Raw genomic sequence first — 22,343 nt, forward strand, 5'->3', positions numbered from 1 at the left:
TTTCTTTTTTGCCTGTACTGCACCAACAATTTAATCGCCTACAATCACAGAATCATTGAATAAGATGAAAAAGACACTTTTTGATAAAATTTGGGAAAAACATGTGGTCAAAACCATAGAGAATGGCCCATCCGTTTTTTATATCGACCGTCACTACGTTCATGAAGTGACTTCCCCTCAGGCTTTTGCTGGCCTTGATGCCCGCGGGATCAAGGTGCGCCGCCCAGACTTGGTTACTGCAACGGCAGACCATAACGTACCAACCATCAATCAGCATTTACCAATTGCTGATGAGTTGTCAGCCCTTCAGGTTGCTAAACTCGAAGACAACTGTACCAACCACGGTATTGAAGCCTTCGGTTTGAACCACAAACACCAGGGAATTGTACACGTTATAGGTCCTGAAATGGGATTTACTCAGCCAGGTATGACCATGGTATGTGGTGATTCACACACGTCAACACACGGTGCTTTCGGAGCGATTGCCTTTGGTATTGGTACTTCTGAAGTGGAAATGGTGCTTGCAACACAGTGCTTGATGCAAAGAAAGCCTAAGCAAATGCGCATCAACGTGAATGGTGAGCTTAATGAAGGCGTAACAGCCAAAGATGTGATTCTGTATGTGATTGCCAAACTGACCACCAGTGGCGGTACGGGTTATTTTGTGGAATTTGCAGGTGATACCTTCCGTAACATGTCGATGGAAGAGCGTATGACCGTTTGTAATATGAGTATTGAAATGGGAGCCCGTGGTGGCTTGATCGCTCCAGATCAAACCACTTACGATTACCTTAAAGGCCGTCAGCATGTTCCTCAGGGAGAAGCATTCGACGCTGCTGTAGAGCGCTGGTCGCAGTTGTACTCTGATGAAGAGGCGGCATTTGACGCTGAGTTGCACTATAAAGCATCGGAAATCCCACCAATGATTACCTTCGGAACGAACCCAGGAATGGGTATTGGGGTGAATCAAAGTATTCCAAGAACAAGTGAAGTGGAAGCTGGGCAGCAACAAACCCTGAGCAAAGCTTTGAGCTATATGGAGTTTGGTGAAGGTGATGCCATTGCAGGAAAGAAAATTGACTATGTATTTATTGGTTCTTGTACCAATGGCCGTATCGAAGATTTGCGTCAGGTGGCAGGAATTGTAAAGGGGCAACAAAAAGCACCACATGTTACTGCATGGATTGTTCCAGGATCAAAAGCAGTAGAAGCGCAAGCGATTGAAGAGGGGATTGATGCCGTATTGAAGGAAGCAGGTTTTGAGCTGCGTCAGCCAGGTTGTTCAGCTTGTTTGGCCATGAATGACGATAAAATTCCTGCAGGTAAATATTGTGTTTCAACTTCCAACCGAAATTTCGAAGGTCGCCAGGGACCAGGTTCCCGTACCTTATTGGCATCTCCAATTACGGCAGCCAAGGCGGCACTTTCAGGCGTTGTAGAGGCTTAATTTTTATTTCGAGAAAAATCATGGAAAAGTTAACAATAGTAGAATCAACATATATTCCACTTCGAAATGAGAACGTGGATACAGATCAAATTATCCCTGCCCGCTTTCTGAAAGCAACTTCGAGAGAAGGTTTTGGTGACAACCTGTTCAGGGATTGGCGTTATGACAAAAGTGGTGAGCCTAAGGCTGACTTTGTGCTCAATACGGGAGTTTATAGCGGAAAAGTTTTGGTGGCAGGCAAGAACTTCGGTTCTGGGTCTTCACGTGAGCACGCTGCCTGGGCGATTTACGATTACGGATTCCGTGTGGTCGTTTCCTCAGAATTTGCTGATATTTTCAAAAATAACTGTCTGAACAATGGTCTGTTGCCTGTGGAGGTAACCCCCGCATTTTTGTCGGAGTTGTTTGAGCGTGTTGAGGCAGATCCTTCAACGTCGGTAACGGTGGACCTTGCAGCGCAAACCATCAGCCTGACGGGAACAGACAAGCAGGAGCAGTTTGAAATCAACGAGTACAAAAAGCATTGTTTGATGCAGGGATTGGATGATATCGATTACCTATTGAGCATTCAGTCTGAAATCGAAGCTTTTGAAACCACACCTAATATCTAATCATGGCTAAATCAACTAAAAATATAACCGTTCTTCCTGGTGACGGCATCGGTCCAGAGATTGTCAGTGAAGCACAAAAAGTATTGGCTGCAGTTGCAGGAAAGTACGATGTGGAATTCAATTATACCGAAGGGCTTATCGGTGCAGTAGCAATTGATGCGACGGGTTCTGCTTTGCCTGAGGATACCATAGCGGCCTGCCAGTCAGCAGACGCAGTAATCCTTGGCGCAGTTGGAGACCCTCGATTTGACAATGACCCTAAAGCAAAGGTGCGTCCTGAGCAAGGCTTGTTGGCTATTCGTAAGGCTTTGGGATTATTCTGTAACATTCGTCCAATCCGTACTTTTGATGCGCTCCTTGATCAGGCACCGATCAAAGCTGATCGCCTTCAGGGGGTTGACTTTGTGATCTACCGTGAGCTGACAGGAGGAATTTACTTCGGTGAAAAAGGAACGATCGGCGAAGATAAAGCTTTTGACAACTGTGTTTATGAGCGTTCAGAAATTGAGCGTATTGCACACTTGGCTTTTGAAGCTGCAACTAAACGCTGCAATAAACTGACTTTGGTAGATAAGGCGAATGTATTGGAGACGTCTCGTTTGTGGAGAAAAGTGGTGCAGGAACTTTCCGCACAATACCCATCAGTGGAGGTGGATTACCTTTTCGTTGACAATGCTGCCATGCAGGTGATTTTGAATCCTGCACAGTTTGATGTGGTATTGACTGAAAATATGTTCGGAGATATCATTTCTGACGAAGCCTCGATTATCAGTGGTTCGCTCGGAATGCTACCATCGGCTTCTGTAGGTACAGGTTCTTCACTTTTCGAACCTATCCATGGTTCTTACCCTCAGGCGGCAGGAAAAAATATTGCCAATCCAATGGCAACGATCCTTTCTGTAGCTATGATGCTTGACCACCTGGATTTGCCAGAAGCAGCCAAGGATGTTCGTAAGGCAGTGGATGATGCCTTGAACAGTGGTTTTGCGACTATTGATGTAAACAAGGATGAGCCACAAAGCACTTCAGCAGTAGGTGATCGTATCGCTGACCTGATTAGTGCAGAGGTTTCTGCTTAAAAAATAAGAGTGCATAAGTAGCACTCAAAAAATAATATTCTGTTGTTTGTTGCCCGTTGCTTTTCGATAAGCGGCGGGTATTTTTTTGCCAAAAAAATAGCGATGGTTTGTCCACCGCTATCATTTAAGTGCTTTTTTAGAGCTTCTTTTTTAAGTCTTCAATAATGGCATTTTTTTGCTCAATCTCTTCCTGGAACTTCATCGTTCGGCGCTCAGCCTCTTCCTGGGTTGCAGTAAGCTCTTCCATGTTTTGGCGCATTTCTTCTTCCTGTGCGCGGAGCATTTCACTTTGCATCTGCGATTCCTCCAAAAGCTTGCGGGTTTTTACCGTCACCTTTTGGTTCGAAACAAAGGAAGCGATACTCTGCCCAATACTTTCAATAAATTTTTGCTGATAGTCTGACAGTGCATCAAAAGAAGCGAGCTCTATGATGGCCACTACCTGCTCATTGTTGATCAGCGGAACCACGATAATACTGCCAGGTAGCGCTTCCCCCAGCCCTGAAGTAATATTGACATAATCCTGCGGTACGTTGGTCATGTAAATAGGCGCTTTTTCAAGAAAACACTGCCCAACGACGCCTTCTCCAACTGCAATTTTTTTCTCGAGGTATTTTTTACGATTGTAAGCATAACAGCCCATCATCTTCAGGTGTAAATCGCCTGGTTCTTCATCCTGCAACAGGTAAATCGCACCCTGTGTAACTTCAAGATAATTGACCGTAAAAGAAATCAGCTGATCGTAGATGTTGTCACTGTCTTCACTTGTTCTGAGCAGGTGGTCGATTTTTGACTGCCCCTCAGCAACCCATTGCCTTTGCTGATCTTCCTTCTGTTTCTTTTCTACTTCTTTAATATAATTGTTCAGTTCCGCATTTTGGTGCTCCATGTCCTTTTGCTGTTGCTGAACATCTTTCATCAGTAATAAAGTTTTTTCCTGCGATCTGATATTGATCATTCGAAAGGTTATCATGATAAAAAAGGAGATCAATACGGCTGCTCCTATAATCAGGTAGTGCATGAACCCACCCGTAAACGAATCGAGGCCTTGACCTGTCAAGTTCCAGCCGTCAGTCATTACAAGCCATAAAAAGCCAATAATGGCAATGATGTTGGCGGTGATGAACAGGGTACTTTCTTTTTTTTCGAACAGTAAAAAGCTGATGGAAAAGAAGGAGAGTTGCAACATGGTGAGCCCTACTACCAATGGGGCGTCGGGGGTTCTTAATGCCGTATGGTATAATGTCAGGCAAAGTGTTGAGCCAATAATTAGCAACAAGCGGCTGGCGTTGAGTTGCTTGAACCTGTTAAGGATGAGGGGGGATGCAAAAAAACAAGTGCCTATCACAGGGTAGACCAGTCCTTCAGGAAATACAAAAACAGAAAACAAAGTAACCAAGGCCCCGACAATGGTTAGAAATATAGATATGCCATTGGTGAGCTGGTACTTTAATTCTTCATCTTTGGTAAGCTCTTCCCGAAAGCTCGGCGTCAATATTCGTTCAATTAGCGACATCGATAATAAGTTAATGTTGAAATGTGCACTGTGTTATGATTTAGTGAAAGGACACTTGAACTTTGTTTGTTCAAGTGCTTAACTTTTTCTCATGTTACAAATCTATGTAAAAGTGTTATAATATGATAGCGATTTCCATCTATCAACTATAATTTTATATACCCTATTTATACTTTTTCTACAATTAGCGCAGAGGCTCCTCCTCCTCCGTTGCAAATTCCAGCGACCCCCAGCTTGCCGTTTTCCTGATGTAAAACACTCAGCAGTGTACACAGGATTCGAGCGCCCGAACAGCCCAAAGGATGCCCCAAAGCAACGGCCCCTCCATACACATTTACCTTCGAGGGCGATAAATTCAATTGCTGTAAATTCGCAATGGCCACCGCTGAAAAGGCTTCGTTGATCTCAAAAAAGTCAATATCAGAGAGTTGGAGGTTCGCTTTATTGATCGCTTTATTAATGGCTTTGGTTGGCGCGGTAGTAAACCAAATCGGCTCATTGGAGGCATCACCCATGCCAACGATTTTTGCCAGGGGCTTTACCTGGTGTTTCTTTACCGCTTCGGCACTCATCAGCACCAAGACCGCGGCGCCGTCGTTAATGGTCGAAGCATTGGCCGCAGTCACCGTACCATCTTTTTTGAAAACAGTTCTTAAGCTGGGTATTTTTTCGAGTTTAACATGCGAAGGTTCTTCGTCTTCGAGGATTTCTTCCGCGGGTCCTCGCCTGTTCGGAACCGCCACTGGTGTAATTTCCATCTTGAATTTGCCCTCTTTCTGGGCTTTTTGTGCACGACTGTAGGATTCTATGGCATAATCGTCTTGCATACTTCTGCTGATACGCATTTCTTCTGCCGTATTTTCGGCACAGTTCCCCATCGCAAAATCGTTATATGGTTCCCAAAGCCCATCTTTAACCAAGCCATCAACCATCTCTGTATGGCCAAATTTAAAGCCTTTTCGTGCGTTGGGAATATAATGCGGAATATTCGACATGCTTTCCATTCCGCCCGCAACGACGACATCATTTTGGCCAGACATGATAGTCTGTGCGCCAAGCATGACCGCCTTTAAGCCAGAGGAGCATACTTTATTGATGATCGTACAGGGGATGTCGTTGCCAAGGCCTGCTTTAACAACGACCTGTTTTGCTGGTGCCTGACCAATATTTGCAGAGATCACATTGCCCATAAATACTTCATCTATGGTCAGCTGATCGGAGGGGATTTTTGCTAAAGCAGCCTTCAGGGCAATTGCCCCGAGGTCGGGGGCAGAGAGGGTGGATAATTTTCCCATAAAACTCCCCATAGGAGTACGTGCCATAGCAACTATAAAAACATCATTCATTTTGGGTGTAGGTTAGTGGTTTATTAATAAAATACGATATTTTACTGATAGATGCTAACCTGTCGAAATGAATGAGAATCAATATTTTGCTGGTAGATGCAAGGTTTTATTTGTCTTTTTGCTTTTTGTCACGCCTGAGGATGTTCAGTACCATATAAAATCCAAGTACCGAGCTGAGGAAAAAACCGATAAACCCGAGGATGGGGATGTCATAAATTAGTGGGGGGATCTGGGCAAAAACAATCACTGAGGAGCCAATGATGATCGCGGCAATGATGATCGCCAAAGAGACGCTGTTGGCTGCGCTGTCGATGGTTTTTCGGAAACTTTCCAGCCCATGTAGCTGAACATCTACCTTAAAATCTCCCGCTTTGGCAGATTCCACCAGGTCGGCGATGTCCTCAGGTAAATTCTTCAGCATCTGTAAGCCATAAAGAATATTGCTGATGCCATCTTTGGTGATGTTTTCGAAATTCACCTGATTGACGATAATCTTCCGCAGGTAAGGCTTAAGCTGATCGGTTACATGGAAATGAGGGTCAATTTTATGCCCCATGCCTTCAAGAATGATGATGGTACGAAATACCGCATGGAGGAATGGCGGCAGCTGCACGCGGTATTTATAAATGATCCTGGTGAAATCTTTTACGAAAACGGCGATCTTTAAATCGGAAAGTTCTCCTTCGAGCTGAAAAAGAATCGATTCGCAATCTTGTTCAAAGTCCTGAATATTGTGGATCTCGTGTGAGATGGCAATTGAGCGAACCGTTTTGGCGACGCGTCTGCTGTCTTTTTGCAAAAACTGAAAAAGGAGCCTCGACAGGACGTCTCTTTGCAGTTGGGTAAGGCGCCCCATATTGCCAAAATCCAGGAAGCAGATCACGGCATGCTCCTGAATCATGATATTGCCTGCATGTGGATCCGCATGGAAAAATCCATTCTCAATAATCTGGGTAAAAAAGCTGTCGATCATATTTTTGATCATGCGCTGTTTTTGCTGCTCATCTTCGGCCACCCACAAATCGATATGTGTCCCTTCCATTTTTTCCATGGCCAAAAGGGTAGGGGTCGTCAGTGTTTTATAAACTTTCGGGCTAACGACTTTCGAGCTGTCTTTATGTTGCTGATAGAAGGCCTGAATGTTGCGGGACTCATGTAAAAAGTCCAGTTCCTCACGCATATGTTTTCTGAAACTCTCGATCAATGTCAAGGGCTTCAGGGACGAAAAAAGTTCCGTGTTTTTTTCCATCTGTCCAGCAATGAGCGTCAGGATGTCAAGGTCTGCCTCAATGGTTTTCCGAATATTGGGGCGCTGCAGCTTGAGCACCATCTCGGTACCATCCTGATGAATGGCGTGATGTGCCTGCGCAATGGACCCACAGGCAATGGGTACAGGGTTTACATATCTGAAAACCTGATCACAGGGCTTTTTAAGGTTTTGCGAAATAAATGCTTTAATGTCCCAGTTGGGGACGGGCGTGCTGTCCTTTTGGCACTTGGCCAGCTCAGTTACCCAATCTTCAGGCAGTAGATCAGGGCGGTTGCTCATGATCTGCGCAAGTTTTACGAAGGTGGGGCCGAGCTCTTCGGCGGTCAGGCGGACGCGCTTGGCACGGGTAAGGGTGAGGGCTTCCTGATCGACCGTTTTTTTTATGATAGGCGTCGCGACGATCAGTTCTTTGATGCGGGAGTGCGCAATGAAATCTTCAAAGCCATACTTGATCAGTATGGAGATGATCTGGCCGATGCGTTGGTTTTTACTGGTGGTCATATAGAATCAGGTGCTTGGTCGAGTGGAAAATCCGCTGCCGATGAAAGGCTGTTTTTTTGTTGCAGATCAACGGTGGCCGGTCATTTGACGGTTAACGTATTTCGCCGATCCATAGCAAAAAAAACAAGCAGCTCGGTGATGAACTGCTTGTTAATATATTATCCTTTTGGCTTATATCCGAAAGCTTCATGCGCTTTATGCGGATATCTCGTGAAAATTTCCTGAATGATCTTGGCGACCTGCTTGTCGGGGTCCTTCACGTCGCTGTCCATGGCGCCTGTGGCAACCCCCTGCCAGATAAGCTGCTTCTTTTTGGCATCTACAATATCGATCACCATATTTCCTTCTGTATATTCTGTTACGGAATACGGCTGACGGTAAGGTCCCCACATGCCGTACCAGCCTCCCCAGTAAGGGTCGTACATTACATCCTGCTTGTTTTGGGTTTTCAGGTAGAAGTTGATCAGCAGATCGGGATTTTTCTGTACCTCTTCATAGCCTCTCGCTGCCATTTCAGCGCCGACATTCGACATGACGCGCCTTTGGTTGAGCTCATTCAGCCCCACATTAATTTTGGCAGAAGGGTCTTTGAGCATAAAGCTGAAAGTACTGTATTGGGAAAAGTTAGCTTCACGATCGTAATCGGAGGTGATGCGCATACTGCTGCATGCTGAAATAGCCACGGAGGCCATCAGCAGGAAAAATAGATTATGCCACTTTTTCATAGTAAATCATGTTTTATTCGACCGATGCAATCAGGCGAAATAGGTGAATACTTTCATTTTCGGTTAATGTTGGGCTCCTCTATATAATAGTGCATTTGTTGGTAAATATCCCCCAACAACACACCAATAAATTTTTTACCAGTCAGGTTTGCTGCTGTCCTTCTTCTTGGTGGCCTTACGCTTGTTTTGCTGTAAATACTGCACTTCAGCATTACGCATAGCGTCGAGGATCATCTTGGCCTTTCCTTCGGTCATGTTGATCTTTTTGAGGTTGTCGGCAGTGCTTGGCGCGGCAAGCTGTTCTTGTTTCTCCTTGTTGTCTTTGTCTTTTTCTCCCTGCTTCTGCTCTTGCTGATCCTTCTGATCTTTGTTTTTCTCGCCCTTCTGCTGATCGTCCTGTTCTCCCTTTTGGTCCTTCTTCTCGTCTTGTTTTCCTTGCTTGTCCTGATCTTTTCCCTGATCCTTTTGATCCTGCTTCTGCTGGTCTTTTTGATCTTTATTTTGATCCTTGTTATCGTCCTGTTTTTGGTCGTCTTTGTTCTGCTGATCTTTTTGGTCCTGCTTGTTTTGGTCCTGCTGGTCTTTTTGATCCTGCTGCTTTTTGTCCTGATCCTGCTTCTGCTGGTCTTTTTGCTTTTGCTGATCCTTTTTTTGCTGCTCCTTGATTTTTTTCAGCAGCTCCTGCATGTCCCTGTTGTTTGGGTATTGCTTCAGCCCTTGCTCCAAAGTGGCAATGGCCTGAGGTGTCTGATTATTGATGTACTGCTGCGCCCCCTGATGAAAAGCAGGGGGATTGTTGGACTGGCCTTGCGCAACCGCGGGAACAGCCCATGCGGTGACCAATAATAATATGATGATGATCTGATTTTTCATGATCCTCGATTTAGTTTTTATTGATTTCAGCGACCACACGGCTGCGGTGAATGAAGTCGTTATAATGCCCTACAGATTTATCTTTCTGCAATCCGTTTTCCAGCAAATCAACCGCCTCCTGATAAGCATGGCGTGACACCAACTGGTCGGCCTGCTTCTTCAGTTGCTTGGCAAAAGCAGTGAGTGGAGGCAGTTTTGGTTTCTCTTGGTTCTGTTTTTGATTTTGCTCAATGATTTTCTTGACCAGCTCATAGTTGTAGCGGGCACTCTCATTCTGCGGGTCGGCCTTCATGGCCATTTTAAAGTGCTGGAGTGCCTGGTCGTATTGCTGCTTTTGTACATCAATAACTCCCAACTGCTGATTGGCCACCGTGCGGATATTTTTTTGATCACTTACACTCACCATCTCGAAGTATTTCTCCGCATTGGTGGTGTCTTTGGTCATGAAATAAGCATTGGATAAGTTGAGGATGGCGGCATCCTCTTGCACCTTCATGGAGTCAATCAATTGATGATATAGTGTGATGGCTTCGGGATACGCTTTTGTTTCCATCGCCTCCTCCGCCTTTTTTTTCAGTGCGTTGGTTTTGGCAATGTGGTTGAAGCCATCAAAGCTCAGTGCGGCAAATAATATTACAAAAAAGTACCTCATATTTTTATTGTGCGAATGCTGGTCAAAACATCAATTCCCATAAGTAATAAGCCGAAGGCAAGGAAGTAAAAATACTTGTTGGCCTTGACGTCGATTTTTCGTGTATCTCTTAATTCTCCCTCAATCTTACTGATATCGTTGATCAGCTTTGGGACGTCGTTGCGCTGATCATTGACCTCGAAATATCTTCCGCCCGTTTTGGAGGCGATTTTTTTCAGTGAGCTGGCCTCCAGTTTAGTTAGTACGGGTTGTCCGTTGGATTGTCTTTTAAATCCTCTGCCAACAGGGATCCGTCCGCCGGCTTCGGTACCAACACCTACCGAAAATAATTTGATGTTCTGATCTTCGACCTGAGTGATGGCATCTGCGGTGTTTTCACCAAAGTCTTCCCCGTCACTGATCAGGATGATGACCTTGGATTTGGGGCTGGAGTTGTCGTCTTGCTGTGCTTTAAGTTTGTCTAAAGCCATTTGAAGTGGCGGCCCAAAATCAGTTCCCGAATGCGGAACAAGGGAGGTGTTCATGGTTTCAATGAACAGGTTCAAGGCGCTTTGGTCAAAAGTAAGCGGGCACTGCATAAATGCTTCAGAAGAAAATATAATCACCCCAACGCGGTCTGAAGCAAAGGATTTTACCAAATTCTTGAGCTCAAACTTCACCTTCTCCAATCGCGAGGGCGCAATATCGGTAGCATCCATAGATCGGGATAAATCCACGCAGATCATAATGTCTTTTCCCTGCGACTTGATTTCCTGGGCCATCTGACCAAAAGAAGGGCCGAGTAGGGCAGCAATAAAACAACCGAAGTAGATGGTTCGGAGCACCAACTTTACAAATACCCACTTGTATGCCGCACGCAATCGTTTTGCTATGCGGATGCTTCGCCAGATGTAAGCGATATAGAGGAAGCAAAAAAGGAGAATGAAAATGGTCTCCGTCGTTCCTAATGGTTTATACCAAGTCATATTTTTTGTTTTTCTACCTGTGTTTAAGCAAAAAATAGGTTCAGAAGCACTATTTACAGCCCTTAAGCCCAATTTTAATGGTTAATATTAGCAATGTTTCAACGAGTAGTCAAGCCTAAAAACAGATCGATTATTTTTTTTAACATTTTTTATGACTGCAATATGGTGTTTATCTCTTTGGGAAACATAGGATTAATCGTTTATTTGTATTTGTTGAAAATAATCCCCCTCAATTTTTTTTGAGTAGAAGGTTTGCGCAATAAAAATAAACCTTGTATGTTTGCATCGCTTTAAGGGAAAACGCCCTTAGGAACGCTGGAACGGCACATTGGTGCTGCGGTTGAGAAATTAGCTTTTTAGCATCACTTTGAAATATTGATACCATGAACTGATCTTTTGATCAGTTGTGTTTTTCTGTGAAATCGTCTGATGGAACAGTAATATTAAGCCTCCATAGCTCAGCTGGTAGAGCAACTGACTTGTAATCAGTAGGTCGTTGGTTCAAGTCCGACTGGAGGCTCCATAGAGAGTTGGGTGAGTGGCTGAAACCACCAGTTTGCTAAACTGACGTACGGGTAACCGTACCGGGGGTTCGAATCCCCCACTCTCTGCAACGTGTTTGTAGCGCTAAGGCAGGCTTTAGTGCTGCAAAATACACGGGCTCTTAGCTCAGTTGGTTCAGAGCACCTGCCTTACAAGCAGGGGGTCACTGGTTCGAATCCAGTAGGGCCCACATTAAAAGGGAAGAGAAACATTTCTTCACGCAATTTTTGGCACGATTGTCGCTAATGAATTGCACCAAGCCTCCATAGCTCAGCTGGTAGAGCAACTGACTTGTAATCAGTAGGTCGTTGGTTCAAGTCCGACTGGAGGCTCAGAATAGAAGGGGAGATTTGCAGTGTGTAAAATCATTTTCATTTCTTGGAACACTTTCGGGGTGTAGCGTAGCCCGGTCATCGCGCCTGCTTTGGGAGCAGGAGGTCGCAGGTTCGAATCCTGCCACCCCGACGAAAAATGGAACCGTAACCATTCAAAAAAATACGGGCTCTTAGCTCAGTTGGTTCAGAGCACCTGCCTTACAAGCAGGGGGTCACTGGTTCGAATCCAGTAGGGCCCACAACACTTTAATAGTGTGTGACCGTTTCGGGGTGTAGCGTAGCCCGGTCATCGCGCCTGCTTTGGGAGCAGGAGGTCGCAGGTTCGAATCCTGCCACCCCGACGAAAAATGGAACCGTAACCATTCAAAAAAATAAAGGGCTCTTAGCTCAGTTGGTTCAGAGCACCTGCCTTACAAGCAGGGGGTCACTGGTTCGAATCCAGTAGGGCCCACAATCAATAGGATTGTGAGATCACATATTGAGCATATCGAATGAGAATTTGATACTGCCTCCATAGCTCAGCTGGTAGAGCAACTGACTTGTAATCAGTAGGTCGTTGGTTCAAGTCCGACTGGAGGCTCTTGAAGGAAAAAACCTTCGGGGTGTAGCGTAGCCCGGTCATCGCGCCTGCTTTGGGAGCAGGAGGTCGCAGGTTCGAATCCTGCCACCCCGACGAAAAATGGAACCGTAACCATTTAAAAAAATAAAGGGCTCTTAGCTCAGTTGGTTCAGAGCACCTGCCTTACAAGCAGGGGGTCACTGGTTCGAATCCAGTAGGGCCCACAATCAATAGGATTGTGAGATCACATATTGAGCATATCGAATGAGAATTTGATACTGCCTCCATAGCTCAGCTGGTAGAGCAACTGACTTGTAATCAGTAGGTCGTTGGTTCAAGTCCGACTGGAGGCTCTTGAAGGAAAAAACCTTCGGGGTGTAGCGTAGCCCGGTCATCGCGCCTGCTTTGGGAGCAGGAGGTCGCAGGTTCGAATCCTGCCACCCCGACGAAAAATGGAACCGTAACCATTTAAAAAAATAAAGGGCTCTTAGCTCAGTTGGTTCAGAGCACCTGCCTTACAAGCAGGGGGTCACTGGTTCGAATCCAGTAGGGCCCACAATCAATAGGATTGTGAGATCACATATTGAGCATATCGAATGAGAATTTGATACTGCCTCCATAGCTCAGCTGGTAGAGCAACTGACTTGTAATCAGTAGGTCGTTGGTTCAAGTCCGACTGGAGGCTCAAGAAGGAAAAAAACCTTCGGGGTGTAGCGTAGCCCGGTCATCGCGCCTGCTTTGGGAGCAGGAGGTCGCAGGTTCGAATCCTGCCACCCCGACAATAAAAAATAAATAAAAATTGATTGCAAAGTTGCGGTTTGTTAAAAATCATTTACCTTTGTAATCCCTTCAAAAACGAGGGCCTTTCGGGGTGTAGCGTAGCCCGGTCATCGCGCCTGCTTTGGGAGCAGGAGGTCGCAGGTTCGAATCCTGCCACCCCGACGAAAAATGGAACCGTAACCATTTAAAAAAATAAGGGCTCTTAGCTCAGTTGGTTCAGAGCACCTGCCTTACAAGCAGGGGGTCACTGGTTCGAATCCAGTAGGGCCCACAATCAATAGGATTGTGAAATCATTTATTGAAATAAACTTTTCGGACATCGGTCTGATAAGCCTCCATAGCTCAGTTGGTAGAGCAACTGACTTGTAATCAGTAGGTCGTTGGTTCAAGTCCGACTGGAGGCTCCATAGAGAGTTGGGTGAGTGGCTGAAACCACCAGTTTGCTAAACTGACGTACGGGTAACCGTACCGGGGGTTCGAATCCCCCACTCTCTGCTACTGTTGCGTTAAGGCATGCCTTAACGTTACGGGCTCTTAGCTCAGTTGGTTCAGAGCACCTGCCTTACAAGCAGGGGGTCACTGGTTCGAATCCAGTAGGGCCCACCACTTTTGGTGACCGTTTCGGGGTGTAGCGTAGCCCGGTCATCGCGCCTGCTTTGGGAGCAGGAGGTCGCAGGTTCGAATCCTGCCACCCCGACTTAAGACATTCTGTATAGGATGTCTTTTTTTTTGTCTATACTTTTGAGCTTTATTGCCAGAGAGAACATCAACCCATAATATTTTTGACCTTAGCATGAGGGTATTTCAACTTTTTCAACCGAGGCTCAAGCATGCCAGTTACGAGATGCAGGAGCTTCTGAGGGTAGCGCGACTGACGAGTCCAATCCTTGCACTGTATTCTTTTGGACCATTGTCTTTATTTCTAATGACCATGTCATCGCGTGGTGCCTTGGCCGAAGAAGTCAACCCACCCAAAGCACTCTTTGGTATTGTGATGCTCTGCGTTTTTCTTTATACCCATTGGCTGTTCAATATTTTTTTATTTCATATTCTTCCTCAAGATATTTTCAAAGGGAAGAAACGCTTTATCAGGTATGTCTTGTCTTACGGGGTGATTTTATTGGTGGCTATGACGTTCCTACACATAAAGAAGGGAGCGGTGATGGATAATGTTGGTTTTGTACGCTACTATCCCTTGTTCTCCACCGTCGCCAACAACAGCATCATGCTGATCATTTTTTCATTGGTCAAGGAACGGCACAAACGTAACCAATTGGCTTTGGAGAAAGCCGAGCTTGCCGTGGAGCATGAGCGTGCATTGAAGGAGAACCTCAAGCATAATATTCATCCGCACTTTCTTTTCAATACCCTCTTTACCCTGAAACTTTTGATTAAAAAGAATCAGACCGAAGCCGAACGCTACCTGAAGGAGATCTCGATGTTCTTGAGGCAATCTCTAACAGATAAAGGTAAGGACATGAATTTGGTAGAAGACGAAATTGCACACAGTCAGCGGTACTTTAATATTCAGAAGGTACGCTTCAGTGGGGCCATCTTTTTTGAAGTGGATGTTTCTGATCATGTTCGTCGAAATAAGACTTTGCCCGTCTTTGCTTTGCAATCCATGGTGGAGAATGCGATCAAGCACAACGCTTTTTCCGAACAAAACCCCTTGGTGATGCGACTCTATGAAATGGACGACGGTGCATTGGCCTTCACCAATAATCATATACCCAAACTTGAGGAGGTACCCTCCACGCAGGTAGGATTGAAAAACCTCGAACAGCGCTTTTCTTTTTATGGAAAAGATTACCTGAAGATTGATTTCAAGCCTGAAGAACATTTTACGCTTATTTTTAGGGCGGTTTAAGGATGCCAACGAAGACGCTTGCGTGTTTTGGATCGTAGCGGAACGCTACGACCAGTGAAGGTTTCTACTGCGTAGGGGGCTGTCGCAGATTCTCAGCCCTTCGTTTCAAAATAAATGTCATGGAAATTAAGTATATTAAGGTATTAAAAAAAGTACTTTTCCATGATCAAGAAGAAATTCAAATCTTACCAAAAAGATCAGGTTAGCCTGTTTCCTCTGAGTTTTGGGGAGCTGGTTCCGCCAGGGCATATCGCAAGGGTGATTGATTGTTTTGTTAATGGGCTGTCAATGGATTTGTTGGCTCGTTACTTTACAAATCAAGGAGGGAACGCTCCCTATAACCCTCGTATGATGATGAAGCTTTTGCTTTTTGGTTATCAGAGTGGAGTTTTCAGTAGTCGCAAAATTGAGGCATTTACCTATGAGTCGATTCCGTGCCTTTGGCTTTGTGGTGGCGAGCATCCTGATCATGCGACGATTGCTCGATTTCGGAGTCTCTATTTTCTCGATATTTTTCAGGATGTCTTCGTTCAGCTGATTCTTTTACTTGTGGAGAAAGGGCTTGTGAATCTTGAGGACTATGTGCTTGACGGCACTAAGCTTGAGGCTGATGCGAACAAGTATAAAATGGTCTTTAAGAAAAATGCATTTCGATACAGTAAGATGGTTCGTGAGAAAATCATAGCACTCTTTGCTGAGATAGATGAGATCGAAAAGCAGTCGGAGGAAGAGGCTAAAAAGGGGCATAAAATGGATTGTGAAGATTTCTCAAGTGAAGAGGTTTATGCTAAAGCACAAGAAATTGAAAAGTCAATTAACGAGGATTTGCCACCGAAGGAAAAGAAGAAAATCGAAACCCGATGTAGGCATCTGAAAAAAGGAGCAGATAAGCTAAAAGGTTACGAAGATCAGCTTCAAGAGCTTGGAGAGCGGAATTCTTACTCAAAAACAGATATAGATGCGACATATATGCGGATGAAAAATGATGAGTCGCGTCCAGGATATAACGTGCAAGTGGGTACAAACGGAGAGTTTATTACTGGGGCTACAGCTCATCAAAATGGTGGTGATTCAGCGTGCACGATAGATCATTTAGAGGAGCGATCAAAGATGCTTGAACAGGTCAACTTGGATTCAATGCCAGAGACTTTGACGGCTGATGGGGGCTACGGAACAGAAGCTGTATTTGATTATTTAGAACAAAACGGGGTGAGTCCGAACGTTAAATTTACAGGTTATTACAAGGAGTCGAAGAAGACATTTAAGGAGGATATTTCGAGGTGGCAGAACATGCTTTATCATGAAGAGGGTGACTATTATGAGTGCGCCAACGGTCGGAAGTTAACGTGGAAAAAGCATAATATTGTAACAAACAAAAGCGGTTATGAATCACATCGGGATGTATATGAATCAGCTGATTGTTCGGACTGCCCGTTTAGGGAAAAGTGCTTTTCGATGAAGGGTAAAGTTAAGCAGATTGTGGTAAACAGGAACTTTCAACGGCACAAAGAACGAGCCCGACGAACCATCAAATCCGAAGAAGGAGGAGAGAAAATGAGAATGCGAGGCCATGATATCGAGACGGTATTTGGCCACATCAAACACAATTTAAAATTCAAAAGATTCATGCTACGCGGACTTGAAAAAGTCGGTGCAGAACTTCTATTGCTTTCACTTTCTTACAATCTTTCGAAAATGGCCAAATACAGTAAAAAGGCCTTAATTCGAGTTTTACTTTTTGTGTTTTTCGGAGAATGGATAAAAAAAGGCTTCAAGAGGTTCGAATTTCACTCTCAAAGCCTGTTTTTTATTCAAAATCAATTTTTGTACAAATTTTAAAAATCGTGGTAAAATTCCATTTTTACCCGATTTTTGAAGGGTTATGCGACAGCCCCGTACCGATAGGTACAAAAATATTCGACAGCCTATTTGTAAACTATAATTTTTTCATTCCATGAACATTATCATCATCGAAGACGAGGCACTGATTGCCGAGGAGTTACAGGAGCAGATCAACAACTATGATGAAAGCATCAAGGTGCTGGCGGTGCTCAAGAGTGTGGAAGAAGCACGGAGCTACCTGCAGAAGCACCCGCAACCCGATTTGTTTTTTTCGGACATCCAACTGCCCGACGGTTTGAGTTTTGAGATTTTTAAAACCGTAGAGACGAGCTGTCCCGTGATCTTTTGTACCGCATATGATGATTATGCCCTCGAAGCCTTCAAAGCCAATGGGGTGGATTATATCCTTAAACCGTTTGATGAGGAAGACATCTTTCAGACCCTCGATAAATACCAACAACTGACCTCCAATGGTCATACAACTCTTTATCAAAAACAACAGCAGGCGATTGAGCAGGTGCTGACGCCCACCCAAATGAGTCATTTCCTGATCGAAAAGGGAGATCAGATTATTCCCGTGAAGGTGGATGATGTTGTTTTGGTTCATTATCAGGAAGGTGTCAGTTTTCTTTACACCGACAAAGGAACTCGCTATCCTTACCCAAGAGCACTGGATGGAATCATGGAGCGACTCGGTGGGGAGTTCTATCGACTGAACCGTCAGGCGATCATTCAGCGCAAAGGCATCAGCAAGGTGTCCAAATACTTTGGCAGGAAGCTGTTGGTTCAGCCGACGGTCGAATGCTCGGAGCAGTTGTTGGTCAGCAAGGCAGGCGCTTCGGCTTTCTTGGAGTGGTTGGCGTATTGAGGATAGGCTTTTCTCCCTAATACTCTAATGCCTTAGTTCCATGATTCTCAAGTAAGCTTGTTTTGAACGCTGTACGGATGCACCTACGTGTGTATCCAAACCATTTAAACTTATGATTACTTTGGGCAGACACATAGGTCAGCTCGTACAGCTATCTAATTTAGGGCTGTCGAAAGGCATTGCTCAACGATTTTAGGAACAAGTTTATTTAGGACGCTGTATGGATGCACCTATGTGTGTATCCTTCAACTATTCCTTACAATAAAACCGATCACTTTCCCAACGGGTAGGATTGGTCAAGATATAGTTTTCAATTTCGTCAAATGCCTGATCGTTTCTAATGATGTGTTCCCAATAGTTCCAATGCCAAAGTTTTTTGTCAAATGGAGTCCATCCTAATCCTTTTACTCTGCGAATATATTCATTGGTCGTCATGGTTTTGAACCACTGAATAACTCTTCCAAGAGTTGCTTTTTTATTAATGTGTGGGTAGTCTATAATTTGGATTATACAATGAAAATGGTTTGGCATTACGACCATAGATAAGCATTTGATTGATTCAAATTTATTTTCTAATTCAAAATACCACCTTTCAACCATGATTCCTGCAGAGTTTAAAACCATCTTTTCATTTTGAATCTTCCCGAAAAGACTGTGGTGTTTATTTGTGTTGATGGTCACAAAATATAGCCCTTGGTTAGAGTAGTCAAATCCTTTTAGGCGAAGGCTTTTTCTATGCCCTATTTGTGAGGTATCTCTATTCATAATGATGTTTTTTAACATTAAGAATAATTTGGTAATTGTGTTTTTTAGGTGGATGTAATGAAATGATGTGTTTGTTTAATTTTTGTTAATGTATGGTCTTGTGTGTATTCAAATTCCGCCCTTTTATGATGATTTGGGCAGACACATAGGTCAGCCCGTACAGCGGTAAAATCAGGTTTGGAGCAGTATCAGAATTCACTTTTTTGAAATTAACAGAAAATATGTTTTGTAAGCTGTAAGGATGCACCTATGTGTGTATCCAAACTTTATGATGATTTGGGCAGACACATAGGTCGGCCCGTACAGCGGTAAAATCAAATTCTTCTTAAACCTAATATCGATTGTATTTGAGCTTTGCTTGTCATGCCCACTTCAACCGCTGATTTGTCCGTTTCAGTGATTTTTTGACGCCAAACCAACACGATTGATGGTAGCTTTGGGACATCTAAACATCCCAACTATCAATATGAGAAGAATAATTGCTGGCCTTTGGCTGTTGTTGTTTGTTTGCACTGCCGTGATGGGGCAGGGGCAGAAATATACCTTGAGTGGAACGATCAAGGATGCCAATACGGGCGAGGACCTGATGATGGCCTACGCCGTAGTGGTCGGTCAGGCGGGAGTCGGTACCACCTCCAATGAGTATGGTTTTTATGCCTTGAAACTCCCCACAGGTACCTATGACATTCAGTTTTCCTACATTGGTTATGAGCCGATCGTTAAGACGGTCAAGCTCACCAAAAACCAAAGCATCAATATCCGTCTGAGCCCTGCCGTTAAGCAGATGGAAGAGGTGGTCATCTCTGCCGAGCGTGAAGACGCCAACGTTACCCAAAATAATGCAGGGGCGGTTTACCTTAGCCCCAAGAGCATGAAAGATCTCCCTACTTTCGGTGGGGAAACCGATATCGTCAAGGCGATACAGACCACCGCTGGGGTCAAGCCTGCGGGTGATGGAAGCGCGGGTTACTATGTGCGTGGTGGTGGACTGGATCAAAACCTTGTCTTATTGGATGAAGCACCTGTTTACAACCCTTCCCACTTGTTGGGCTTCTTTTCGGTATTTAACAGTGATGCTCTGAAGGGCGCAACCATGTACAAAGGGGCGACGATGCCCGAGTATGGTGGGCGCACGGCTTCGGTGATGGACATCCGCATGAAGGATGGTAACAATCAGAACTTTTCGGGATCGGGTGGTATTGGAACAATCGCATCTCGTCTTACGCTTGAAGGTCCAATCGTAAAGGATAAAGGTTCATTTATCATCTCTGGTCGTCGTACTTATGTTGATATGTTCCTTGGGCTGAGTGATCGATTCGATGGTTCAAGTCTTTATTTCTATGACTTGAATATGAAAGCCAACTATCAGGTCAGCTCCAAAGACCGTGTGTTTGTGTCGGGTTATTTCGGTCGGGATAAATTCGGTTTTGATGATGCAATGGGCATCGATTGGGGAAATGCGACGGGTACCTTACGATGGAATCATATTTTCAGTGGACAACTTTTCTCCAATACTTCCCTTGTGTTCAGTGATTACCAATATGGGGTAAGCATGGGCAGTGGTGAGGAGTCTGTTGGCTTGGAATCGGTGATCCGTGATTTTAATTTAAAGCAGGATTTCTCTTTGAATCTTCACCCAAACCATGACCTGAAATTTGGTGCCAATGTGATTCAGCATACGATTCAGCCTGGTAATGTTGTGGCAGGTGCTGAGTCGGGTGTGAACTCTACCAAAGCGGAAGAGAAATATGGCTATGAGAGTGCTTTTTATATTCAGCATGAAGCGAAGGTCGGGTCGAAATGGCAGTTGAATTATGGTTTGCGCTATTCGATGTTCCATCAGGTAGGTGCGGGCAATCAGTACACCTATGATGCTTCGGGCAATGTTACCTCCAAGAAATATTTCGAATCGGGTGAAGTGATGGCCTTCCACGGAGGTTTCGAACCTCGTTTTATGGGAACCTATTTGATCAATGATCAGAGCTCCCTGAAGATGGGACTCAACCGCAACTATCAGTACATGCACATGCTGACCAACAGTACCTCTTCGAGCCCAACTGATACGTGGGTGATGAGCTCCAATAATATCAAACCGCAAATTGCCGATCAGATCAGTTTGGGATACTTCCGCAATTTCAGCAACAATATGTATGAGTTCTCCACCGAGGTTTATTATAAGGAAATGCAAAATGTGATCGACTACAAAGACGGAGCAGATGTATTCCACAATGAACACCTCGAAGGGGATTTGGCTTATGGCGATGGTAAGGCTTACGGTATTGAGTTCATGTTCAAGAAAACCCAAGGACGATTCACAGGGTGGGCAAGCTACACGCTTTCACGCTCCTTGCGCCAAATCGATGGCATCAACCGTGGGGAGTGGTACGCCTCTCGTCAGGACCGTATCCATGATTTCTCTCTTGTGGGTGCATACAAACTCAATGATAAATTCACGGTCTCGGGGAACTATATGTTCTACACGGGCGATGCGGTAACCTTCCCGACAGGCCGACAGATTATTGATGGCAAAGTTGTTCCTGTGTATTCGGACCGCAACAGCTACCGCATGCCGAACTACCGCCGACTGGATCTTAGCTTAACCAAGATCATTAAGAAAACACCGAAGTTTGAATCGAGCTGGAACATCTCGCTTTACAACACCTTCGGAACTGAAAACGCCTACACGATCTCCTTCCGCCCTTCCGAGGACGACCCACAAGTTACCGAAGCGGTGCAGGTGGCCTTGTTCCGCTGGGTGCCTTCATTTACCTATAACTTTAAATTTTAAGTCATGAATAGAGCATTGTATTTGATCCTGTTGTTGAGTAGTGTGTTTTTCGCTTGTGAGTCTGTGATTGAGATTGATCTGGATGAAAGTGAAACCCGTTTGGTGATCGAGGGCATCCTGAGTGAGGATGATCAGCAATTGACGGTCATGATCACCGAGACGGCTTCCTATTTTGATCCTGCCGAGGTGATCCGTGTGGGAGGGGCAGAGATTGAGTTGGTGGATCAGCAGGGAAACCGCTGGGCTGTCGAAGAAAAAGAACAAGGAGTTTATATGGTGAAGGTAGATCAGCTCGACTATCAAATGTATGAGTTGGTAGTGAATGTGCAGGGGCAGGAGTATCGTGCCAAAAGCGAACTCTTGCCCGCTATTCCGATCGCTGAGGTGTATGGTGAATATCAGGAAGGCTTTGGTCCGATTGAGGCTGGTTACCTGATTTATGTGCGCTATCAGGATCCTGCGGAGGTCGAAAACCGTTACCGCATCCGATATTATATTGATGAGGAATTGCAGAATGCTTCCGATGATTTTGTGGTGTTTAATGATGACCGCAACGATGGGCAGTTGGTCAATATGACCATGGTGCGCAAGACCTTTGAGGAAGGGGTGAAGATGAAAGTAGAACTGATTCACTTTGACGCACCATCCTATGCTTATTTCTCAACCTTGGGCAATATTATTGGTGGTGGAATGGGACCTGGTGGTGGTGCCACCCCTGCCAACCCAACAAGTAATTGGTCTAATGAAGCCATGGGTTATTTCTCTGCCCAAAGCAGGGATGTGGTGAATTTTACGGTGAAGTAGAGGTGCCGATCGCTGTGACTGCCACACGACGTATTATTTCAATTTAGCACCTAATAATATTCCGTTTAGGTAGGGTCAAACCTATGTGTCTGACCTAAACCGTTTTTAAATGATGCTTTTGGGGCTGTTGCACAACCATAATCCGATATTATACCACGAAATTTTATTTGGCCACTGTATGGGCTGACCTATGTGTCTGCCCGA

16 protein-coding genes and 22 tRNA genes are annotated in these 22,343 nt (G+C 44.8%); 30 read left to right on the plus strand and 8 right to left on the minus strand.

Annotated features, from left to right (window positions below; all coding sequences use genetic code 11):
• Positions 1–64: 64 nt before the first annotated feature.
• Genes leuC through leuB form a run of 3 tightly spaced genes read left to right on the plus strand, consistent with a single transcriptional unit; the run spans position 65 to position 3,137 of the window.
• The gene (gene leuC, locus AABK40_RS04150; protein WP_332922734.1) at positions 65–1,447 is read left to right on the plus strand and encodes a 3-isopropylmalate dehydratase large subunit; all 1,383 of its coding nucleotides are present in this window, start codon (positions 65–67) and stop codon (positions 1,445–1,447) included.
• Positions 1,448–1,467: 20 nt separating this feature from the next.
• Positions 1,468–2,058 carry a 3-isopropylmalate dehydratase small subunit gene (gene leuD / locus AABK40_RS04155; RefSeq protein ID WP_332922733.1) on the plus strand — a complete coding sequence of 197 codons (591 nt, stop codon included), beginning with the start codon at positions 1,468–1,470 and terminating at the stop codon, positions 2,056–2,058.
• A 2-nt stretch (positions 2,059–2,060) separates the two neighbouring features.
• The gene (gene leuB, locus AABK40_RS04160) at positions 2,061–3,137 is read left to right on the plus strand and encodes a 3-isopropylmalate dehydrogenase (protein WP_338397719.1); all 1,077 of its coding nucleotides are present in this window, start codon (positions 2,061–2,063) and stop codon (positions 3,135–3,137) included.
• Between the two features lie 136 nt (positions 3,138–3,273).
• Here the strand turns inward: leuB and AABK40_RS04165 are convergent, their stop codons facing one another.
• The 7 genes from AABK40_RS04165 to AABK40_RS04195 all read right to left on the minus strand — a co-directional run bounded on the left by AABK40_RS04165 (position 3,274) and on the right by AABK40_RS04195 (position 10,985).
• A complete protein-coding gene (locus AABK40_RS04165) occupies positions 3,274–4,653 on the minus strand; it encodes a GAF domain-containing protein (protein ID WP_338397720.1) in 1,380 nt (459 codons plus the stop codon).
• A gap of 167 nt (positions 4,654–4,820) precedes the next feature.
• Complete coding sequence (locus tag AABK40_RS04170; protein ID WP_338397721.1) at positions 4,821–5,999, minus strand: acetyl-CoA C-acyltransferase; 1,179 nt, start codon at positions 5,997–5,999, stop codon at positions 4,821–4,823.
• Positions 6,000–6,105: 106 nt separating this feature from the next.
• On the minus strand, positions 6,106–7,770 hold the full coding sequence (locus AABK40_RS04175; RefSeq protein ID WP_338397722.1) for an ABC1 kinase family protein: 1,665 nt from the start codon (positions 7,768–7,770) through the stop codon (positions 6,106–6,108).
• Positions 7,771–7,928: 158 nt separating this feature from the next.
• Positions 7,929–8,495 carry a DUF4136 domain-containing protein gene (locus tag AABK40_RS04180; RefSeq protein ID WP_332922728.1) on the minus strand — a complete coding sequence of 189 codons (567 nt, stop codon included), beginning with the start codon at positions 8,493–8,495 and terminating at the stop codon, positions 7,929–7,931.
• A 135-nt stretch (positions 8,496–8,630) separates the two neighbouring features.
• The gene (locus AABK40_RS04185) at positions 8,631–9,368 is read right to left on the minus strand and encodes a hypothetical protein (RefSeq protein ID WP_338397723.1); all 738 of its coding nucleotides are present in this window, start codon (positions 9,366–9,368) and stop codon (positions 8,631–8,633) included.
• 10 nt (positions 9,369–9,378) lie between these two features.
• Positions 9,379–10,020, minus strand: coding sequence for a tetratricopeptide repeat protein (locus AABK40_RS04190; protein ID WP_332922726.1), 642 nt, complete (start codon positions 10,018–10,020; stop codon positions 9,379–9,381).
• Positions 10,017–10,985: a vWA domain-containing protein gene (locus tag AABK40_RS04195; RefSeq protein ID WP_332922725.1), complete on the minus strand. Its 969-nt coding sequence runs from the start codon at positions 10,983–10,985 to the stop codon at positions 10,017–10,019. The genes AABK40_RS04190 and AABK40_RS04195 overlap by 4 nt, the downstream gene beginning before the upstream one ends.
• Before the next feature lie 447 nt (positions 10,986–11,432).
• Here AABK40_RS04195 and AABK40_RS04200 point away from each other — a divergent pair.
• The 25 genes from AABK40_RS04200 (at position 11,433) to AABK40_RS04320 (ending at position 17,782) form a co-directional block, all read left to right on the plus strand.
• Positions 11,433–11,508 (plus strand) — tRNA-Thr (locus AABK40_RS04200).
• A 1-nt stretch (position 11,509) separates the two neighbouring features.
• Positions 11,510–11,596 (plus strand) — tRNA-Ser (locus tag AABK40_RS04205).
• Between the two features lie 47 nt (positions 11,597–11,643).
• Positions 11,644–11,718, plus strand: a tRNA-Val gene (locus AABK40_RS04210).
• A 69-nt stretch (positions 11,719–11,787) separates the two neighbouring features.
• Positions 11,788–11,860: transfer RNA gene (locus AABK40_RS04215), tRNA-Thr, on the plus strand.
• 58 nt (positions 11,861–11,918) lie between these two features.
• Positions 11,919–11,993 (plus strand) — tRNA-Pro (locus AABK40_RS04220).
• A gap of 34 nt (positions 11,994–12,027) precedes the next feature.
• Positions 12,028–12,102 (plus strand) — tRNA-Val (locus AABK40_RS04225).
• 27 nt (positions 12,103–12,129) lie between these two features.
• Positions 12,130–12,204 (plus strand) — tRNA-Pro (locus tag AABK40_RS04230).
• Positions 12,205–12,239: 35 nt separating this feature from the next.
• A tRNA-Val gene (locus AABK40_RS04235) sits at positions 12,240–12,314 on the plus strand.
• A gap of 56 nt (positions 12,315–12,370) precedes the next feature.
• Positions 12,371–12,443 (plus strand) — tRNA-Thr (locus AABK40_RS04240).
• A gap of 18 nt (positions 12,444–12,461) precedes the next feature.
• Positions 12,462–12,536: transfer RNA gene (locus tag AABK40_RS04245), tRNA-Pro, on the plus strand.
• Positions 12,537–12,571: 35 nt separating this feature from the next.
• Positions 12,572–12,646 (plus strand) — tRNA-Val (locus tag AABK40_RS04250).
• Positions 12,647–12,702: 56 nt separating this feature from the next.
• Positions 12,703–12,775: transfer RNA gene (locus tag AABK40_RS04255), tRNA-Thr, on the plus strand.
• Between the two features lie 18 nt (positions 12,776–12,793).
• Positions 12,794–12,868: transfer RNA gene (locus AABK40_RS04260), tRNA-Pro, on the plus strand.
• Positions 12,869–12,903: 35 nt separating this feature from the next.
• Positions 12,904–12,978: transfer RNA gene (locus AABK40_RS04265), tRNA-Val, on the plus strand.
• 56 nt (positions 12,979–13,034) lie between these two features.
• A tRNA-Thr gene (locus AABK40_RS04270) sits at positions 13,035–13,107 on the plus strand.
• A 19-nt stretch (positions 13,108–13,126) separates the two neighbouring features.
• Positions 13,127–13,201: transfer RNA gene (locus AABK40_RS04275), tRNA-Pro, on the plus strand.
• 88 nt (positions 13,202–13,289) lie between these two features.
• Positions 13,290–13,364: transfer RNA gene (locus AABK40_RS04280), tRNA-Pro, on the plus strand.
• A gap of 34 nt (positions 13,365–13,398) precedes the next feature.
• A tRNA-Val gene (locus AABK40_RS04285) sits at positions 13,399–13,473 on the plus strand.
• Between the two features lie 60 nt (positions 13,474–13,533).
• Positions 13,534–13,609: transfer RNA gene (locus tag AABK40_RS04290), tRNA-Thr, on the plus strand.
• A gap of 1 nt (position 13,610) precedes the next feature.
• Positions 13,611–13,697 (plus strand) — tRNA-Ser (locus tag AABK40_RS04295).
• 33 nt (positions 13,698–13,730) lie between these two features.
• Positions 13,731–13,808, plus strand: a tRNA-Val gene (locus AABK40_RS04300).
• 16 nt (positions 13,809–13,824) lie between these two features.
• Positions 13,825–13,899: transfer RNA gene (locus tag AABK40_RS04305), tRNA-Pro, on the plus strand.
• A gap of 96 nt (positions 13,900–13,995) precedes the next feature.
• A complete protein-coding gene (locus AABK40_RS04310; protein ID WP_338397724.1) occupies positions 13,996–15,072 on the plus strand; it encodes a sensor histidine kinase in 1,077 nt (358 codons plus the stop codon).
• Between the two features lie 162 nt (positions 15,073–15,234).
• Entirely contained in the window at positions 15,235–16,911 is a 1,677-nt protein-coding gene (locus AABK40_RS04315; RefSeq protein ID WP_338397725.1) for an IS1182 family transposase, read from the plus strand.
• A 115-nt stretch (positions 16,912–17,026) separates the two neighbouring features.
• Entirely contained in the window at positions 17,027–17,782 is a 756-nt protein-coding gene (locus AABK40_RS04320) for a LytR/AlgR family response regulator transcription factor (RefSeq protein WP_338397726.1), read from the plus strand.
• A 249-nt stretch (positions 17,783–18,031) separates the two neighbouring features.
• Here the strand turns inward: AABK40_RS04320 and AABK40_RS04325 are convergent, their stop codons facing one another.
• On the minus strand, positions 18,032–18,547 hold the full coding sequence (locus AABK40_RS04325; RefSeq protein WP_338397727.1) for a transposase: 516 nt from the start codon (positions 18,545–18,547) through the stop codon (positions 18,032–18,034).
• Between the two features lie 466 nt (positions 18,548–19,013).
• On the opposite strand from AABK40_RS04325, the gene AABK40_RS04330 reads away from it, so the two are divergent.
• Both AABK40_RS04330 and AABK40_RS04335 read left to right on the plus strand, forming a co-directional pair.
• Complete coding sequence (locus AABK40_RS04330) at positions 19,014–21,335, plus strand: TonB-dependent receptor (RefSeq protein ID WP_338397728.1); 2,322 nt, start codon at positions 19,014–19,016, stop codon at positions 21,333–21,335.
• Positions 21,336–21,338: 3 nt separating this feature from the next.
• The gene (locus tag AABK40_RS04335; RefSeq protein ID WP_338397729.1) at positions 21,339–22,139 is read left to right on the plus strand and encodes a DUF4249 domain-containing protein; all 801 of its coding nucleotides are present in this window, start codon (positions 21,339–21,341) and stop codon (positions 22,137–22,139) included.
• The last annotated feature ends 204 nt before the right edge of the window (positions 22,140–22,343 follow it).

Source organism: Persicobacter psychrovividus (assembly GCF_036492425.1).
Taxonomy (GTDB): domain Bacteria; phylum Bacteroidota; class Bacteroidia; order Cytophagales; family Cyclobacteriaceae; genus Persicobacter; species Persicobacter psychrovividus.

Excerpts from the sequence above, each read along its gene's own strand:
- leuC (WP_332922734.1), top strand. The coding sequence starts at position 65 with ATGAAAAAGACACTTTTTGATAAAATTTGGGAAAAACATGTGGTCAAA.
- leuD (WP_332922733.1), top strand. The coding sequence starts at position 1,468 with ATGGAAAAGTTAACAATAGTAGAATCAACATATATTCCACTTCGAAAT.
- leuB (WP_338397719.1), top strand. The coding sequence starts at position 2,061 with ATGGCTAAATCAACTAAAAATATAACCGTTCTTCCTGGTGACGGCATC.
- AABK40_RS04165 (WP_338397720.1), bottom strand. The coding sequence starts at position 4,653 with ATGTCGCTAATTGAACGAATATTGACGCCGAGCTTTCGGGAAGAGCTT.
- AABK40_RS04170 (WP_338397721.1), bottom strand. The coding sequence starts at position 5,999 with ATGAATGATGTTTTTATAGTTGCTATGGCACGTACTCCTATGGGGAGT.
- AABK40_RS04175 (WP_338397722.1), bottom strand. The coding sequence starts at position 7,770 with ATGACCACCAGTAAAAACCAACGCATCGGCCAGATCATCTCCATACTG.
- AABK40_RS04180 (WP_332922728.1), bottom strand. The coding sequence starts at position 8,495 with ATGAAAAAGTGGCATAATCTATTTTTCCTGCTGATGGCCTCCGTGGCT.
- AABK40_RS04185 (WP_338397723.1), bottom strand. The coding sequence starts at position 9,368 with ATGAAAAATCAGATCATCATCATATTATTATTGGTCACCGCATGGGCT.
- AABK40_RS04190 (WP_332922726.1), bottom strand. The coding sequence starts at position 10,020 with ATGAGGTACTTTTTTGTAATATTATTTGCCGCACTGAGCTTTGATGGC.
- AABK40_RS04195 (WP_332922725.1), bottom strand. The coding sequence starts at position 10,985 with ATGACTTGGTATAAACCATTAGGAACGACGGAGACCATTTTCATTCTC.
- AABK40_RS04310 (WP_338397724.1), top strand. The coding sequence starts at position 13,996 with ATGAGGGTATTTCAACTTTTTCAACCGAGGCTCAAGCATGCCAGTTAC.
- AABK40_RS04315 (WP_338397725.1), top strand. The coding sequence starts at position 15,235 with ATGATCAAGAAGAAATTCAAATCTTACCAAAAAGATCAGGTTAGCCTG.
- AABK40_RS04320 (WP_338397726.1), top strand. The coding sequence starts at position 17,027 with ATGAACATTATCATCATCGAAGACGAGGCACTGATTGCCGAGGAGTTA.
- AABK40_RS04325 (WP_338397727.1), bottom strand. The coding sequence starts at position 18,547 with ATGAATAGAGATACCTCACAAATAGGGCATAGAAAAAGCCTTCGCCTA.
- AABK40_RS04330 (WP_338397728.1), top strand. The coding sequence starts at position 19,014 with ATGAGAAGAATAATTGCTGGCCTTTGGCTGTTGTTGTTTGTTTGCACT.
- AABK40_RS04335 (WP_338397729.1), top strand. The coding sequence starts at position 21,339 with ATGAATAGAGCATTGTATTTGATCCTGTTGTTGAGTAGTGTGTTTTTC.